The organism is Parabacteroides hominis (assembly GCF_014287585.1).
Taxonomy (GTDB): domain Bacteria; phylum Bacteroidota; class Bacteroidia; order Bacteroidales; family Tannerellaceae; genus Parabacteroides; species Parabacteroides hominis.
In genome coordinates this window covers 123990-138823 of sequence record NZ_JACOOJ010000001.1, presented here as the reverse complement: position 1 = coordinate 138823, position 14834 = coordinate 123990, and the positions used below count along the sequence as shown (strand labels likewise).

The window sequence follows — 14834 nt, the reverse complement described above, 5'->3', positions numbered from 1 at the left end:
GATATGCAAAAGGTATTAGTTACAGGTGCAGATGGTTTTATCGGATCTCATTTGACAGAAATGTTATTGGAGAAAGGTTATGATGTTAAAGCTCTTTCGTATTATAATTCTTTCAATGATTGGGGATGGTTGAATGATATTAAACATCCTAATTTGGAGGTTGTTACAGGTGATGTGCGTGATCCATATTTTTGCAAGCATATAACAAAGGATGTTGAGATAATCTTTCATTTGGCAGCTTTGATTGCCATACCTTATTCCTATGTAGCACCAGACAGTTATGTTGATACCAATATAAAAGGTACATTGAATATTTGTCAAGCAGCGAAGGAAAATGGAGTAAAGAGAGTTCTTGTTACGTCTACTTCCGAAATTTATGGTACTGCTCGTTATGTCCCGATTGATGAGAATCATCCAAAGCAACCGCAATCTCCTTATTCGGCAACAAAAATTGCTGCAGATGCTATAGCAATGAGTTTCTATAATACTTTCAGTTTGCCTGTTGTGCTGGTAAGGCCTTTTAATGCATACGGTCCTCGTCAGTCTGCTCGAGCTATTATTCCTACCATTATAACGCAAATAGCAAATGGGAAAAAAGAAATAAAATTGGGGGATTTGACTCCGACTCGTGATTTTAACTTCGTAAAAGATACATGTAAAGGTTTCATTGAACTGTCTAAGTGTGATGCTGCGATCGGACAAGAAGTTAATGTGTGTAGTAATTCTGAAATTTCAATGCGTGATACTTTACAATTGATTGCAAAATTGATGAATTCAGATGTTAGTTTTATCGAGGATCATGTTCGTATTCGCCCCAAGAATTCAGAAGTTTTTCGTTTATGGGGAGATAACACAAAGATAAAATCATTAACCGGTTATGAACCATCTTATTCATTGGAAGAAGGTTTAAAAGAAACTATAGCTTGGTTTTTGGATAAAGATAATTTGAAGAAATATAAAGCAGATATATATAATGTATAAGCCTGTTGTTGATTTTATACATGGACTATATCATTCGGATGACTTTGTACCCCTTCATGCTCCTTGTTTTATCGGCAATGAAAAGAAATATCTGAATGAGTGCATCGATACAACATTTGTTTCGAGTGTCGGTAAGTTTGTAGATCGGTTTGAGGAGATGGTTGCCGATTATACAGGGGCGGCAAAGGCTGTTGTCTGTGTAAATGGGACAAATGCTCTTCATATGGCTTTGCTATTGGCGGGGGTAGAGCGTGAAGATGAAGTTATATCTCAGGCTTTGACATTTATAGCTACTGCAAATGCAATTAGTTATATAGGTGCTTATCCCGTTTTTATAGATGTAGATCGGGAAACGATGGGCTTGTCTCCCGACAGTTTAAGAAAATGGCTTTCTACATTTGCTGAAATAAAGGATGGCGTTTGCTATAATAAAGAGACAGGGCGGAGAGTGAAAGCTTGTGTTCCGATGCACACGTTCGGGCATCCTGCCAGATTGGCGGAACTTGTACAAATATGTGAACAGTATCATATCGAGTTAATAGAGGATGCTGCTGAAAGTATCGGCAGTTTGTATAAGGGTAGGCATACTGGTACTTTGGCTAAGATTAGTGCGCTAAGTTTTAATGGCAATAAAACGATTACGACCGGGGGAGGTGGTATGTTGTTGTTCCAGGATGCCGAATTGGGCGCTTATGCAAAACATTTAACGACGCAAGCAAAGGTGCCTCATCGTTGGGAGTTTATGCATGACCATATCGGTTATAATTATCGTATGCCTAATATTAATGCGGCGTTAGGTTGTGCACAGATGGAGAATCTGGATCGTTTTATAGAGAATAAGCGTGAAACAGCTGAAAAATATAAGTTCTTTTTCAAGGATACACCAATTGAGTTTTTTTCCGAACCGGAAGATTGTCGTTCCAATTATTGGTTGAATGCGGTTTTATTGCCTGATAAGTCGGCGCGTGACGAATTTCTGACCTATACAAATGATCATGGAGTTATGACACGACCGATTTGGGGATTGATGAATAAGCAACCCATGTTTGCAGGTTGCCAGACAGACGATCTGACGAATACGTATTGGTTTGAGGAACGTGTTGTAAATATTCCAAGTAGCGTTAGGTTATGAGCGATCCCGGTAATATAGTCTTGGTCGGTGGCGGCGGACATTGCAAATCGGTGATAGATGCTGCTGAGAGTGCTGGTTATACGATACTCGGCATACTTGATATGCCGGAATATGTCGGTAGTTCTGTTTTGGGATATCCGGTTGTCGGGACGGATGAAGATCTGGTTAAATATGTCGATAAGGCCTTGTTCCTTGTGACGGTAGGACATATAAAGGATGCAAGTCTGCGAATCCGGTTGCACGAACGTATTCTATCGGTTGGTGGTTGTTTGGCTACGGTTGTGGCTTCTACAGCCCGTGTTTCCCGTCATGCGTCCATTGGCGAAGGAAGTGTGGTGTTACACCATGCAATGGTTAATGCAGACGCCCATATCGGGAAGGGTTGCATAATTAATACATTTGCCAATATAGAGCATGATGCGGTTATTGGTGACTTTTGCCATATTTCCACCGGAGCAATGGTGAATGGTAATTGTACAGTTGGCCAGGGAGTCTTCTTAGGAAGTCAGTCTGTGATGGTGAACGGTGTTGGTATTATGGAATCTTGTGTTATTGCGGCCGGCAGTGTTGTGCGTAAAAATATAGTGAAAAAAGGCATTTATTCCGGAAATCCGGCTTTATTAAAGATAAAATTGTAAGATATGAAACATACTCTTGTTATAGCAGAGGCAGGTGTAAATCATAACGGCTCGCTTGAAATGGCGAAACAGTTGATTGATGTGGCAGCAGAGGCAGGAGTTGATTATGTTAAGTTTCAAACATTTAAAGCAGAGTTGCTGGTATCAAAAAATGCTGTCAAAGCAGAGTATCAACAAAGAAACCTGCATGATGGTAATGATTCCCAATACCAAATGCTGAAGCATTTGGAACTTACTTGGGAACAGCATTTGATATTGATAGACTATTGTAAAAAGAAAGGAGTAAAGTTTTTCTCTACTGCTTTTGATTTGGATAGTATCGATTTCCTTGCAGAACTTCATTTGGGATTGTGGAAAATCCCTTCGGGAGAAATTACTAATTATCCTTATTTAAGGAAGATCGCCCAAAAGGGAGAACCTGTAATCCTGTCTTCAGGAATGAGTGGATACCGGGAAATAGAAGAAGCGTTGGCTGTCCTGGTGGAAAATGGTGTCCGGCGTAATGATATAATAATACTACATTGTAATACCGAATATCCGACCCCAATGGAAGATGTGAATTTGCGGGCTATGCAGTCTATAGCCGAGAGATTTCATGTCAAAGTCGGATATTCCGATCATACAAGAGGTATAGAGGTCCCTGTCGCAGCTGTTGCATTGGGGGCTTCTGTTATAGAAAAGCATTTTACTTTGGATCGGAATTTGGAGGGGCCGGATCATAAAGCCTCTTTGGAGCCGGATGAACTGAAGAGAATGGTTTTATCGATTCGGAATATAGAAAAAGCTTTAGGAGATGCTGAAAAAAGGATAAGCCCTTCGGAAGCTAAAAATATAGAAGTTGCCCGGAAAAGCATTGTTGCGGCATCCAAAATAGAGAAAGGTGAGGTTTTTACAGAACAGAATCTGACTGTAAAACGTCCGGGAAACGGCATTTCTCCCATGAAATGGTTGGATGTGGTAGGGAAAACAGCAACAAGATTATATGAACCGGATGATCTGATTGAATTATGAGAAAGATATGCGTTATAACCGGCAGTCGTGCTGAATATGGCTTACTGAGTGGCCTTATGAAGCAAATAGATGAATCAGAGGATTTAAAACTACAGATCATAGCAACCAATATGCACCTTTCTCCTGAGTTTGGCTTGACGTATAAAGAAATCGAGAAAGATGGTTTTGTTATTGATAAGAGGGTTGAGATGTTGCTTTCGTCGGATACATCAAATGCTACGGCTAAATCCGTAGGATTAGGCATGATTGGTTTTGCTGATGCCTATGAAGACTTGCGTCCTGACTTGATTGTTGTTTTAGGTGACCGATATGAAATTCTGGCAGCCGTTTCCACTGCCTTGTTTTTTAAGATTCCTGTAGCTCATTTACATGGAGGAGAGATAACGGAAGGTGCCTATGACGATGCGATCCGCCATGCGATTACCAAGATGAGCCATTTGCATTTCACCTCGACGGAAGAATATCGGAAAAGGGTGATCCAGTTGGGAGAAAGCCCGGATCGGGTGTTTAATGTAGGGGCTATTGGAGTTGAAAATATAAAAAGAGGTTCTTTCCTATCGAAAGAGGAATTGGAGAATAGTTTGGATTTTAAATTAGGCGACAAGTCTTTGCTTGTCACGTTCCATCCTGTAACTTTGGAAACGTGTACGGCACGGGAACAATGTGACAATTTGTTGGAAGTCTTAGCTAAACATCCGGAATATCGGATCCTTTTTACACTCCCGAATTCAGATACGGACGGGCGTGTCATAATAGACTGTATAAAAGATTTTGTCGCAAAGAATGAAGACCGGGCAATCGCTTTTAAATCTTTAGGCAAGCTCCGTTATCTTTCCGCATTGAAATATGTCTCGGCTGCGATAGGAAATTCATCAAGCGGTATCTTGGAAGTTCCGAGTTTCGGAATACCAACTCTGGATATTGGAGACCGTCAAAAGGGACGTCTTGCTGCAAAAAGCGTGGTGCATTGCGGAACGTCGACGGAAGAAATAGAACAGGGTTTTAGATTAATTTTCTCTGAAGCAATTCAATCAGCTTCAAAATTGCGGAGTAATCCGTATGAAAAGGAGGGAACTACAGACATGATTGTTTCCCAGTTGAAAACTTATCCATTGGAAGACCTGATTCAAAAATCATTTTATAATTTGTAATATGGATGCAAACTCAAAATATATTATAGATGAGAGTCTAAATATCGGGGAGGCTTTAGTTTCATTGAATCAACTATCTAATGATATCTTGACTCTGTTTGTTGTAGATGGCCAGGGAAGAATGGTTGGTTCGTTGACAGATGGAGATATTCGTCGGTGCCTGATTAATGGGGTGAAATTGGATGCCCCTGTTTCTATGGCTATGAATCGAAATTTTCATTATTTACAATATGGCAATATTTCAATTGATGAAATAAAAACGCTAAAATCAAAGAAGATAGTTTTATTGCCCTATTTGGATTGTGATAGGCGTATAATTAAAATATATAACCTTCAGAAACAGAAGTCTATTTTACCGGTAGATGCGGTTTTAATGGCGGGAGGAAAAGGATTGCGTTTACGCCCGTTGACGGAAACAGTTCCTAAGCCTCTGTTGAAGGTTGGCAATAAACCGATTATAGATTATAATATAGATCGTTTAATCGAATACGGCGTTGATCATATTTCAATAACTGTAAATTATTTAAAGGAACAGATTGAATCATATATTGCCGAATCCCGTGTGGATTCTAATATATGTTGTGTTCGTGAACCACAGTATTTAGGAACGATAGGGTCGATCAGATTTGTGGAACATTTTCATCATGATACGGTATTAGTGATGAATTCGGATTTATTTACAAATATAAATTATGAAGATTTCTTCTCTCATTTTTCGGAACATCAGGCCGATATGTCTGTGGCTGCAGTTCCTTACTCTGTCTCAGTGCCGTATGGGATATTTGATTTGGAAGGACGGGAAATTAAAGGCATAAAAGAGAAACCGACGTTCAATTATTATGCTAATGCAGGTATATATTTGATAAAGAAAGATTTATTGAAACTTATTCCTTCAAATACCTTTTTTGATGCAACGGATTTTCTTAATTTGTTAATTTCAAAGGGTTATAAAGTTATACGTTATCCTATTACCGGATATTGGCTGGATATCGGTAAGTTTGAAGATTTCGATAAAGCTCAGGAATTAGTTAACCATTTATAATTGAATAATGAGATTGTTATATTTGATACCGGCGAGAGGGGGAAGTAAAGGTATTCCTCATAAGAACATAAAGCAGTTATCAGGGAAGCCTTTAATTGCCTATTCGATTGATGTGGCTCGTCAATTGACGGACGACAGTAATATTTGTGTATCGACCGATGATGATGAAATTATGCAGGTTGTTACATCTTATGGTCTGACAGTACCGTTTAAAAGGCCTGATTTTCTTGCGACAGATTCAGCCGGTACATACGAGGTTATTTTGCATGCAATCGATTTTTACGAGAACTTAGGGGTTAGCTATGATGCGGTAGTCCTTTTGCAACCGACTTCTCCGTTGCGGACAGCTCGGCAGGTAACGGAAGCGATCGGATTATACGATAAATCTGTTGATGCAGTTGTTTCCGTATGCGAATCTCCTCAGAATCCATATTATAATTTATTCGAGGAAAACAGGGATGGATATCTTCGTATCTCAAAGGGCGATGGCGCTTTTAGGAGACGCCAGGATACTCCTCCTGTCTGGATGTTTAACGGGGCTATTTATGTATTTAACGTAGAATCATTGCGTAAGGGGTATTTTGATAGTTTTAAGAAAATACGCAAGTATGTTATGCCGCTGGATATGTCAGTCGATTTAGATACCCTTACTGATTGGATGTATTTGGAAGCTGTAATGAATAAAAGAAAGTAGCATGTCTTTTGCTTTGATAAATAAGATACGTACTAATACGTTGTTCAGGAATGGAACGCTATTTGCTTTCTTCTCTTTTCTGAATAGCGGTATTGGCTTCTTGCTGTTATTGGTATTAGCCAGTTTTATCCCTCCTTCTGAATATGGTGAGCTGAATTTGTTTAATACGTTTGTGACATTGCTGTCTATTTTTATTTCACTGAATGCAACAGGTATTATTGCTGTCGATTTTTTTTCTGCGGAGAAAACGCAACTTCGGCGGATGTTAAGTACGGTTTTATGCTTGTCTTCCGCTTCATTTCTTATTTTTTCATTACTGCTCTTGTTCTTTTCCGCTTTTTTTGAACGAATAATCGGATTGTCTGCTGAGTATCAATGGTTGGGGCTGTTGGTTTGCTATATGCAAGTCTTTTCCACTGTTAATCTGGATATTTGGCGTTTGGAAGAAAACCCTCTTTCCTATGGAATATATAGTGTCGCAACGGTTCTTGCAAACTTTATCTTGACTTTAATTCTGGTTATTGGTTTCCATTGGGGGTGGTTGGGACGAGTGTATGCACAGGTTGCCGTTAGTATGCTGTTCTTTTTTGTCAGTATCTACTTTCTGATAAGAAGAGGCTATCTCCAAAGACTGATACCAAATAAAGAAACCGTAAAGTCTGCTTTGGCTTTTGGTATCCCCTTGATTCCTCATAGCGCTTCTGCCTGGATTCGTCAAGGCTTGGATCGGTATGTGATTAATTACTTTTATATGGCAACCCAAGTCGGAATATATAGCTTTGCCTACAATTTTGCTAATATTATTCAGATTATAGGCTTGGCTTTTAATGCAACAAATTCGGTGTATATATATAAGAACCTTGCAAATATAGAGGCAGATACATCCAGCCGCTTATTGAAGCAAACTAAAGTCATGACTTTGTTTTTTGCAATCATTACATTATGTGTTTATGTCGGAACTTCTATCTTTATACCGATATTTGTCCCTAAATATGCAGATGCAGTACCCTATTTGTTCCCGTTGTGCATGGGTGCTTTTTTCCAATGTGTATATTATTTGTTTGTGAATTATCTGTTTTATTATAAGAGAACAAAAAAACTAATGTATATAACATTTTCAATGTCTCTTTTTCATGTGTTGCTATCCGTGTTGTTAACACGGTATTCGGTGATGTACACGGCTTATGTAACGATGATTATAAACATGATGATTGTATTGGGAGTTTTTTTGTATAGTCGTCGGGTTTATAAATTAATATAGGTTGGCATGAAAAAAATAGTGATGATTGGCCATGAGCCATTAACTAAAAGGACTAAATCTATATTCTATATAGAAGATTTTATTCAAGCCGGCGTTGAGTTTGAATATTGGGATATTTCTCAGTACATATTTCCTGGTATGCGGTTGATCAAAGAAGTAGAAGCCCCTTATATAAGAAAATTTTCTCAATTGTGGCAGGTCCGACAGCAATTAGTGTCTGCCGATATTGGCAATATAGTGTTTATAATAGAGGTTCGTAAAAATTGGCAGTCGAGGAGGTTTTATAAATTGTTGTCGGATCATCATTGTTTCACGGTGAGAATTGATATGTATGGGAATACGGTATTGAACATTTCTTTATGGCAGAAGTTGAAGAATGTACAGTTGGAGAGGATTGTAAAGATGCTATCAAATAGATTAGAGGAATATGCCTTGAACATCTATAAAACAATAAATAAGGTGAAGGACTTTGATATCGTTTTCTCTTCATCAATTTTATTTCCGGGTAGGATTCCTATCAATCATCCTGATTATGAAAAATATTTTGAAAATCAATTGTCCATAAAGGGGGGATATGCGGTTTTTTTGGATATCTATTATCCTTTGCATCCTGATTTGCTTTATATGATGGGGATGAAAGCAGTTTCTCCTTTATCTTATCAGGAAAGTTTAAGGACTTTTTTTGACAAGGTTGAGGATAAATATGGTATACCGGTGGTAATTGCTGCTCATCCTAAGGCTAAATATGTAGGATCAGAGTTTGGAGATAGGAAGATTGTTCAAGGTGAAACGGATTCTTTAGTAAAGGATGCCAATATGGTATTGTTGCATACAAGTAACTCTGTTTCTTATTGCATTTTATATGACAAACCAATGGCTTTGATCGCGAATAAGGAATATTGTAAAAATCGTGATTTGTCATCAACTCAAAAGAAGTTGTCCATATCATTAAAAATACCGATATTTGATATTGATCATATTGATATGACTGATTTTAATCCTCGAAAATTGAGTCATGAAGAACGGAATGAGTATATATATTCTTATTTGACATCCAAGAATACGGAGATGAAAAGGAATAAGGATATCTTGTTGGATGAGTTGTTAAAGAAGTAATGCTATGAAGGAACTATCGATAATAATACCTGTCTATAATGTCCAAAAATATTTAGAAGATTGCTTGCTTAGCATATACAAGCAATCATTGTCTTTGGAAACATTTGAAGTCATTGCCGTGAATGACGGTTCAACGGATAGCAGTATCGATATTCTTAGGGAATATGGGGAGATATATCCGAATTTGACTATAATATCCCAGGAAAATAAAGGGCAATCGGCGGCCAGAAATAACGGTTTGGCTGTGGCAAGTGGCAAATATGTCTTTTTTATGGATTCCGATGATTTTCTTTGCCTGGATTCATTGGCTTCTCTTTTGTCAAAGGCTGTGGAACATGATCTGGATGTTTTGAGGTTCGACTATAAGTTTGTTGACGAAAAAGGAAATGAATTGGATAAAAAAACGAATCGGGATAAGAGAAAACGATATAGTGATTGGTTGGTAGACGGAAAATTTTTATATGAACATCTTTATCAAGGCGAATTTTTCTGCTTGTCTTTATTAAAGAGAATTTTTTTGCTAAAGTATTCTATCCTATATAAAGAAGGAGTCTTTTTTGAAGATGTGGAATATGCCCTAAAGGTTGCTTATCATGCTAATAAGGTTATATATATAGATTCTTGTATTTATGCCTATCGCCAAAGAGTAACTTCGACAATTTATACAATTGATAAAAAGAAAGTAACGGATATAATAGGAGCTTCTACTTCTATTTTGAAATACGTAAATGATTCTTCTCTTGGTAATGGTTTTAAGTATGTGATAAAAGATACGGTGACAAATCTGATGGTTTTTGCTTTATTGCGTATAGCTGAGTTGAAGGAGAAAGAAGAACAGAAAAGCTTATGTGCTTTAATTCATGAATCCGGTGTCTCTCATTTACAGCCTGGTAGGGAAGTGAAAGAATACATCATATCCTGTGGCTTTAATATCTTGGGTGGATGGCATGTCGTGCGAATTTTGTATCCGGTTGTTTGGTTGAAAAAAAAGTTAAAGGGGTAAGAAATGTTTTTTTTGTGATGTGGTTCTTTTATATTTGATTCCATAACGACAAAATATTCTGTAAAGATGGGAAGGGTTGGTTATTATTATGGAATAGGTGTATTTTTGCTGTTACTGTTCTCCCGCTGTTCTTCTGACGTGGTGGAAGAAGAGATTCTTCCTTATGCATTTAAATCGAGTACATTGTTTGTCGAATCGTCCTTGGATATACCACGAAGGAGCGAGGGGGATATTTTGTTGCTGGCCGATGGAGGGCTGCTGTTGGTCTATACAAAATTTGTGGGAGGATATGAAGACCATAATTATGCCGTGCTAGTGAAGCGTATTTCAACGGATAAGGGACAAACGTGGTCCGATGAAATGGAGTTTATTGATCAAAAAGGTCGGTTAAACGTGATGTCTGCCTCTTTATTGCAATTGAAAGAGGGAGGTTTGGCATTATTCTATTTAGTCAAAAATAGTAATAGAGACTGTTACCCTGTTGTCCGGTTTTCTGCTGATAATGGAGATAGTTGGTCGGAACCTACGGCTTGCATTTCGCCCGGAAGCGGCTATTATATCATGAATAACTCTCGTGCCATTCAGTTGTCTACAGGCCGGATAGTCATACCTGTTTCCCAACATATCGTTGATAAAAATGAAACGTTTTCGGAAAGCGGCATAATTTTTTGCTGTTATTCGGATGATGGCGGGAAGACATGGTATAAAGGGAAATCATTCGTTTCACCGAATCGATCTTTGGTATTGCAAGAACCTGGAATAGTGGAACTGTCTGATGGCAAAATCCTCATGTATATAAGGACAAACAGTGGATATCAATATTATTCTTATTCGGAAAATAGAGGGTATTCATGGGGTAAACTCTCTCAAAGTTCTTTGGAATCCCCATTGGCTCCTGCTTTGATAGAAAGGAATCCTTATACAAAAGCTTTGGTTGTCGTATGGAATAAGAGCAAAAGTGAGCGGATGCCTCTTTGCATAGCTACGTCGACTGATGAGGGGGTGACATGGGGCCATAAAGCTTTATTGGAAAAACTGAATGGCTATTTTGCCTGCTATCCAGCGATAGAATTTTTATCAGCCGATGAGGCGCTTGTTTTATACAGCATCTCGGAAAAGGAGCAATGGGGATTGGGTAGCTTGAAATTAGTACATGTTAAGTCTTATTGATGATTTGTGGGTTTTTGTTAAATCATGTTTTTTAGAAATCTCTCTCCTAATGAAAATAGAAGACAAGAAAAAGAAGTTTCAGACAATATATCATTTAAGTGAGCGATATATCTGTTTAACTTGCAGACCAATATTTTTCCATGTATATTCCTTTAATTGATATTGTTCCTGTTTGAAGCTACAGCATGTTTTTTCTTGAATACATTGGGCTAAATCTAAAACATTACCAACTTTGAAATAATCATTTTCATTTAGTTTTAGCAAAAGATTTGCTTCTATATTGCTGGCTAACAATGGCAACCTATAACTCATTGCTTCAAGAAGGACTAATGGAAAACCTTCGTTATAGGATGGCAATACAAATAATCGGGCGTGTGAATATAATTGCTGTAAATTCTTACCGTCGGTATATCCGGGCATGATGATTTGGTATTGCCTTGCTTTTTGTAGTAATCGTTCTGCATAATCTGATTTATGATCGATTCCTCCGGCAATGACAAGTTTAAGGTTGGGTATTTGTGCTTCTATGAAAGCATCGATCAGATAATCAAACCCCTTTTCTTGAGTGATCCTGCCAACGCAAAGAATATATTCTTGGGGGATGAGTCCCAGTTGTTCTATATATTCTGAATCAGACAAAATAGGCTTTATGTGTACTCCATTCGGGATGTAGGATGATTTTTGTTGTATTGTGTGATTGAAGCGCATCATTTGTTTTTTATTGACAAATATGATGGCAGAAGCAAAGTGGGTAGCCAGCCATTCGCTGAGTTTTAATATTTGTTTTGCCATGTAGTTCCACTTTTTGTGTTCGTAATTTGGGCTGTGATATGTGAGAACTACTTTTAGGCCAAATAGTCTCAATAGGGGGGTGAACATACCAGGTCCGATGTTATGTATATGTACAATATCCGGCCTTTTAATGAGGCAATATAGTGCACACAATAAAGAATGAATAAAAGTTTCAACCCCTTTTACCTTAGTGGAAGGTAAATCAATAAAATGAATCTTGTCAAAATTATCCAAGCAGGTATCTGGAAGATATGATTTTCTTCTGAAGACCGTTATATTATATTGATCGGATAATTCTGTGTATAAATATTCACAATGTTTTTCAACACCTCCTTGGATGCCGGGGAATCCTCTTGTTCCGAATACATATATTTTCATAGAAAATTTAGATGATAGAATTATATACAGACATTAGTTTTTCATAATGTGCATCTTCTGAAAAGTTATTAGAGGCAAAATTAAAAGCTGACTCTACTATTTCCTTATATTTTTCATCTGAAACAGATTGTGCATCGTATAATACTTTTTGCAGACTATCTACAGAACCAGTATTGAATAGAAATCCGCTTCGTGTGTTATCTATTAATTCAGGGATACCACCGATATTACTTCCTATTATAGGTGTTCCTATAGTTGTAGATTCGACAATAGCCATGGGATTGTTCTCATAGCACTCGGATGGAACCACAACATACATTGCATTTTTGATATAGTCTCTTAATTCTTCTCCTTGTTTAAAACCCAAAAATTCGATATTATCTGTTGCTTCTCTCTTTAACGATTCTAATAGAGGTCCTGTTCCTAATACTTTTAATCTAATAAAAGGTGATTTTTTCACAGCTTTGACTAACGTTTCAATTCCTTTTTCTTGTGAAAGTCGGCCAAAATAGATGAAATAATTTCCTCTTTCTTTCTTGCTCTCGCGTTTCATGGGAGTGAAGTTGTATATATATGTTGATTTTTGCTTATATAAAGGATCAATGTCTATGTGTTTGTTTTGTGAAAATTTGCTGACAAAAATAAATTTGTCAACGAGTTTTATTGGCTGATAAAACATTGATCTGAAATAACTATCCATACTTAGTAAAATACTATTTGCAATATTGTTGTTGGAACATTTATGTATTATGCAATTATAATATGAACCTGTACGGCATTTCTCACAAAAGTTACCTTTTCCATCTTTAAAAGTATATGCAGGGCAGACTAATCTATAGTCATGTACTGTCATCACAATAGGAATATTGTAGCGTTTAAGAACTGGAAGAATTGAAACAGACATACTATTAAACATTAAATGTATGTGTGCTATATCCGGCCTCTCTTTGGATAGTAGTTCCTCTAATTGGGATGCCGCTTGTTTATTATAAATGAAATTCGGAATATTTTTGATTTTGGTAAAAAAATTAGATTCAGACAATTCGGGATAATCAACAAAATATTTTTCATATTCCGAAAATAAATTCTTATCGCTTTTTAAACTAAACGGGATAACCTTATGCCCTTTTCTTTCTAAAAGGTCAATAGTGTTAAAAAAGACAGTCTCTGCGCCGCCTTTAAAATAAAAATATTTATCAATTTGTAAGACTTTCATTTTTCAACTCTTTATTGTTAGATATTTTTGTTTCAGATAAAACAAGACCTAAAAACATTAATATAAAAAAACCACGGTGTGTAGTAAATGTAGAATCAGCAATTCCTTCGATTCCCATGAAAGAAACTATCAATAAAGTTAAGATCAGCTGTTTAGCCGATTGTGATTTAAATGATTTTTTTAATATATGAATCCAAAATGCGCTATAGAAATATAAGCCGACTATCCCAAACTGTGCAAGTGAAGGATAGAAAGTATCTGCAATAAAACTATGAGCGTTTTTTGTCATTCCCCATACATTGTCGATACCATATTTGGCATATATATTAGAATAATATTCTCCTGAATAAAATGTACCAAAGCTGGCAAATCCGCTTCCGAATGGAACATAGTCCTTGAATATATCTATAGATGTTGCATATAATACATATCTTGCTATTTCATTTTTATCTAAGTCTCCTACAATTCCTTGCATAAAATAAAGTTCGATTTTATTTCGTGCCACAAAAAGCATGATTCCAAATGTAAAGAAGAGAATTATGATATTTTTAAAATTCAGTTTGATATGGTTTACATTAGAGAAGTATACTATGATAACGATAGCCAAAACAAAAAAACCATAAAATTTGGAACGTCCTGAAATGAGCCCTAATGATAGAAGAATCAAAAAAATACATTTGTCTTTTGTTGTAAAATCGCTACAAAATAGATAGGTCAAAGAGACCGCTATGACTGCTGCAGCAAAATAGGCAGGGACTCCCATGATATCTATCAAGTATTGCATATTGATTAATCCTAATAAGCCTATAGGTAAAAGGCAGAACCATAAGATCAATGATATCTTTTTCAGTAAATCTTTTTGTATCCGAGAAAAGTTTGGAGCCATTGAATAGACACAGAAAAAGGCCAGATAAGGTTTGATCTGGACTGTAAAGTCAGCTAAAATAGCAGTTTTCGAATTGCTATTAATGGCAAAAGAATAGCATAAGTAGAATATAAATATACATATCGTTATTAAGAAAGCTTTGTTTATCCTCCAATCTGGAGTACGGAACATCCAAAAAATGAATAAAATGAATAGAGCTAATGCGCATAACTCATCTGTGTAATCGAACCCTATGAGATCATATAGTATGATTCCGAAGATAAGTGTGAATATTAGCAAGTTGAAAAAGTATTTGTTTACGAATTCTTGTATCATGTTATGTCATTTGTACGTATGAACTAAAAATCCAATATTACCAAACCA

Annotated in this window: 14 protein-coding genes; 11 read left to right on the top strand and 3 right to left on the bottom strand. The window is 36.7% G+C overall.

Going from position 1 to position 14834, the window contains the following annotated elements:
* The first annotated feature begins 3 nt into the window (after positions 1-3).
* From H8S65_RS00560 to H8S65_RS00510, 11 genes are all read left to right on the top strand, one after another.
* Positions 4-981, top strand: coding sequence for an NAD-dependent 4,6-dehydratase LegB (locus H8S65_RS00560; RefSeq protein ID WP_186928018.1), 978 nt, complete (start codon positions 4-6; stop codon positions 979-981).
* Entirely contained in the window at positions 974-2113 is a 1140-nt protein-coding gene (locus tag H8S65_RS00555) for a LegC family aminotransferase (protein ID WP_148480344.1), read from the top strand. Before H8S65_RS00560 ends, H8S65_RS00555 begins: the two co-directional genes overlap by 8 nt.
* The gene (locus H8S65_RS00550) at positions 2110-2751 is read left to right on the top strand and encodes an acetyltransferase (RefSeq protein WP_186928017.1); all 642 of its coding nucleotides are present in this window, start codon (positions 2110-2112) and stop codon (positions 2749-2751) included. Before H8S65_RS00555 ends, H8S65_RS00550 begins: the two co-directional genes overlap by 4 nt.
* A gap of 3 nt (positions 2752-2754) precedes the next feature.
* Positions 2755-3762 carry an N-acetylneuraminate synthase gene (neuB, locus tag H8S65_RS00545; protein ID WP_186928016.1) on the top strand — a complete coding sequence of 336 codons (1008 nt, stop codon included), beginning with the start codon at positions 2755-2757 and terminating at the stop codon, positions 3760-3762.
* On the top strand, positions 3759-4913 hold the full coding sequence (gene neuC, locus H8S65_RS00540; RefSeq protein WP_186928015.1) for a UDP-N-acetylglucosamine 2-epimerase: 1155 nt from the start codon (positions 3759-3761) through the stop codon (positions 4911-4913). The genes neuB and neuC overlap by 4 nt, the downstream gene beginning before the upstream one ends.
* 1 nt (position 4914) lies before the next feature.
* Positions 4915-5955, top strand: a complete 1041-nt coding sequence (locus tag H8S65_RS00535) for a nucleotidyltransferase family protein (RefSeq protein ID WP_186928014.1) — start codon at positions 4915-4917, stop codon at positions 5953-5955.
* A gap of 7 nt (positions 5956-5962) precedes the next feature.
* Complete coding sequence (locus tag H8S65_RS00530; protein WP_186928013.1) at positions 5963-6649, top strand: acylneuraminate cytidylyltransferase family protein; 687 nt, start codon at positions 5963-5965, stop codon at positions 6647-6649.
* A 1-nt stretch (position 6650) separates the two neighbouring features.
* A complete protein-coding gene (locus H8S65_RS00525; RefSeq protein ID WP_186928012.1) occupies positions 6651-7910 on the top strand; it encodes an oligosaccharide flippase family protein in 1260 nt (419 codons plus the stop codon).
* Positions 7911-7916: 6 nt separating this feature from the next.
* Positions 7917-9026 (top strand): hypothetical protein, encoded by a 1110-nt coding sequence (locus H8S65_RS00520; protein ID WP_186928011.1) that lies wholly within the window; start codon positions 7917-7919, stop codon positions 9024-9026.
* A 4-nt stretch (positions 9027-9030) separates the two neighbouring features.
* Complete coding sequence (locus H8S65_RS00515) at positions 9031-10029, top strand: glycosyltransferase (RefSeq protein WP_186928010.1); 999 nt, start codon at positions 9031-9033, stop codon at positions 10027-10029.
* 66 nt (positions 10030-10095) lie between these two features.
* On the top strand, positions 10096-11199 hold the full coding sequence (locus tag H8S65_RS00510; protein ID WP_186928009.1) for a sialidase family protein: 1104 nt from the start codon (positions 10096-10098) through the stop codon (positions 11197-11199).
* A gap of 90 nt (positions 11200-11289) precedes the next feature.
* Here the strand turns inward: H8S65_RS00510 and H8S65_RS00505 are convergent, their stop codons facing one another.
* The 3 genes from H8S65_RS00505 to H8S65_RS00495 are packed head-to-tail and all read right to left on the bottom strand — an operon-like array spanning position 11290 to position 14369.
* Positions 11290-12369, bottom strand: a complete 1080-nt coding sequence (locus H8S65_RS00505) for a glycosyltransferase family 4 protein (RefSeq protein ID WP_186928008.1) — start codon at positions 12367-12369, stop codon at positions 11290-11292.
* 7 nt (positions 12370-12376) lie between these two features.
* Positions 12377-13585, bottom strand: a complete 1209-nt coding sequence (locus H8S65_RS00500) for a glycosyltransferase family 4 protein (protein ID WP_186928007.1) — start codon at positions 13583-13585, stop codon at positions 12377-12379.
* Positions 13566-14369, bottom strand: coding sequence for an O-antigen ligase family protein (locus H8S65_RS00495; RefSeq protein ID WP_255488991.1), 804 nt, complete (start codon positions 14367-14369; stop codon positions 13566-13568). Before H8S65_RS00495 ends, H8S65_RS00500 begins: the two co-directional genes overlap by 20 nt.
* Positions 14370-14834 lie beyond the last annotated feature (465 nt).

What these genes read in the sequence shown, in the direction of transcription:
- neuC (WP_186928015.1), top strand. Translation starts at nt 3,759, where the DNA reads ATGAGAAAGATATGCGTTATAACCGGCAGTCGTGCTGAATATGGCTTA.
- neuB (WP_186928016.1), top strand. Translation starts at nt 2,755, where the DNA reads ATGAAACATACTCTTGTTATAGCAGAGGCAGGTGTAAATCATAACGGC.
- H8S65_RS00555 (WP_148480344.1), top strand. Translation starts at nt 974, where the DNA reads ATGTATAAGCCTGTTGTTGATTTTATACATGGACTATATCATTCGGAT.
- H8S65_RS00495 (WP_255488991.1), bottom strand. Translation starts at nt 14,369, where the DNA reads ATGCAATACTTGATAGATATCATGGGAGTCCCTGCCTATTTTGCTGCA.
- H8S65_RS00535 (WP_186928014.1), top strand. Translation starts at nt 4,915, where the DNA reads ATGGATGCAAACTCAAAATATATTATAGATGAGAGTCTAAATATCGGG.
- H8S65_RS00560 (WP_186928018.1), top strand. Translation starts at nt 4, where the DNA reads ATGCAAAAGGTATTAGTTACAGGTGCAGATGGTTTTATCGGATCTCAT.
- H8S65_RS00525 (WP_186928012.1), top strand. Translation starts at nt 6,651, where the DNA reads ATGTCTTTTGCTTTGATAAATAAGATACGTACTAATACGTTGTTCAGG.
- H8S65_RS00510 (WP_186928009.1), top strand. Translation starts at nt 10,096, where the DNA reads ATGGGAAGGGTTGGTTATTATTATGGAATAGGTGTATTTTTGCTGTTA.
- H8S65_RS00550 (WP_186928017.1), top strand. Translation starts at nt 2,110, where the DNA reads ATGAGCGATCCCGGTAATATAGTCTTGGTCGGTGGCGGCGGACATTGC.
- H8S65_RS00515 (WP_186928010.1), top strand. Translation starts at nt 9,031, where the DNA reads ATGAAGGAACTATCGATAATAATACCTGTCTATAATGTCCAAAAATAT.
- H8S65_RS00505 (WP_186928008.1), bottom strand. Translation starts at nt 12,369, where the DNA reads ATGAAAATATATGTATTCGGAACAAGAGGATTCCCCGGCATCCAAGGA.
- H8S65_RS00520 (WP_186928011.1), top strand. Translation starts at nt 7,917, where the DNA reads ATGAAAAAAATAGTGATGATTGGCCATGAGCCATTAACTAAAAGGACT.
- H8S65_RS00500 (WP_186928007.1), bottom strand. Translation starts at nt 13,585, where the DNA reads ATGAAAGTCTTACAAATTGATAAATATTTTTATTTTAAAGGCGGCGCA.
- H8S65_RS00530 (WP_186928013.1), top strand. Translation starts at nt 5,963, where the DNA reads ATGAGATTGTTATATTTGATACCGGCGAGAGGGGGAAGTAAAGGTATT.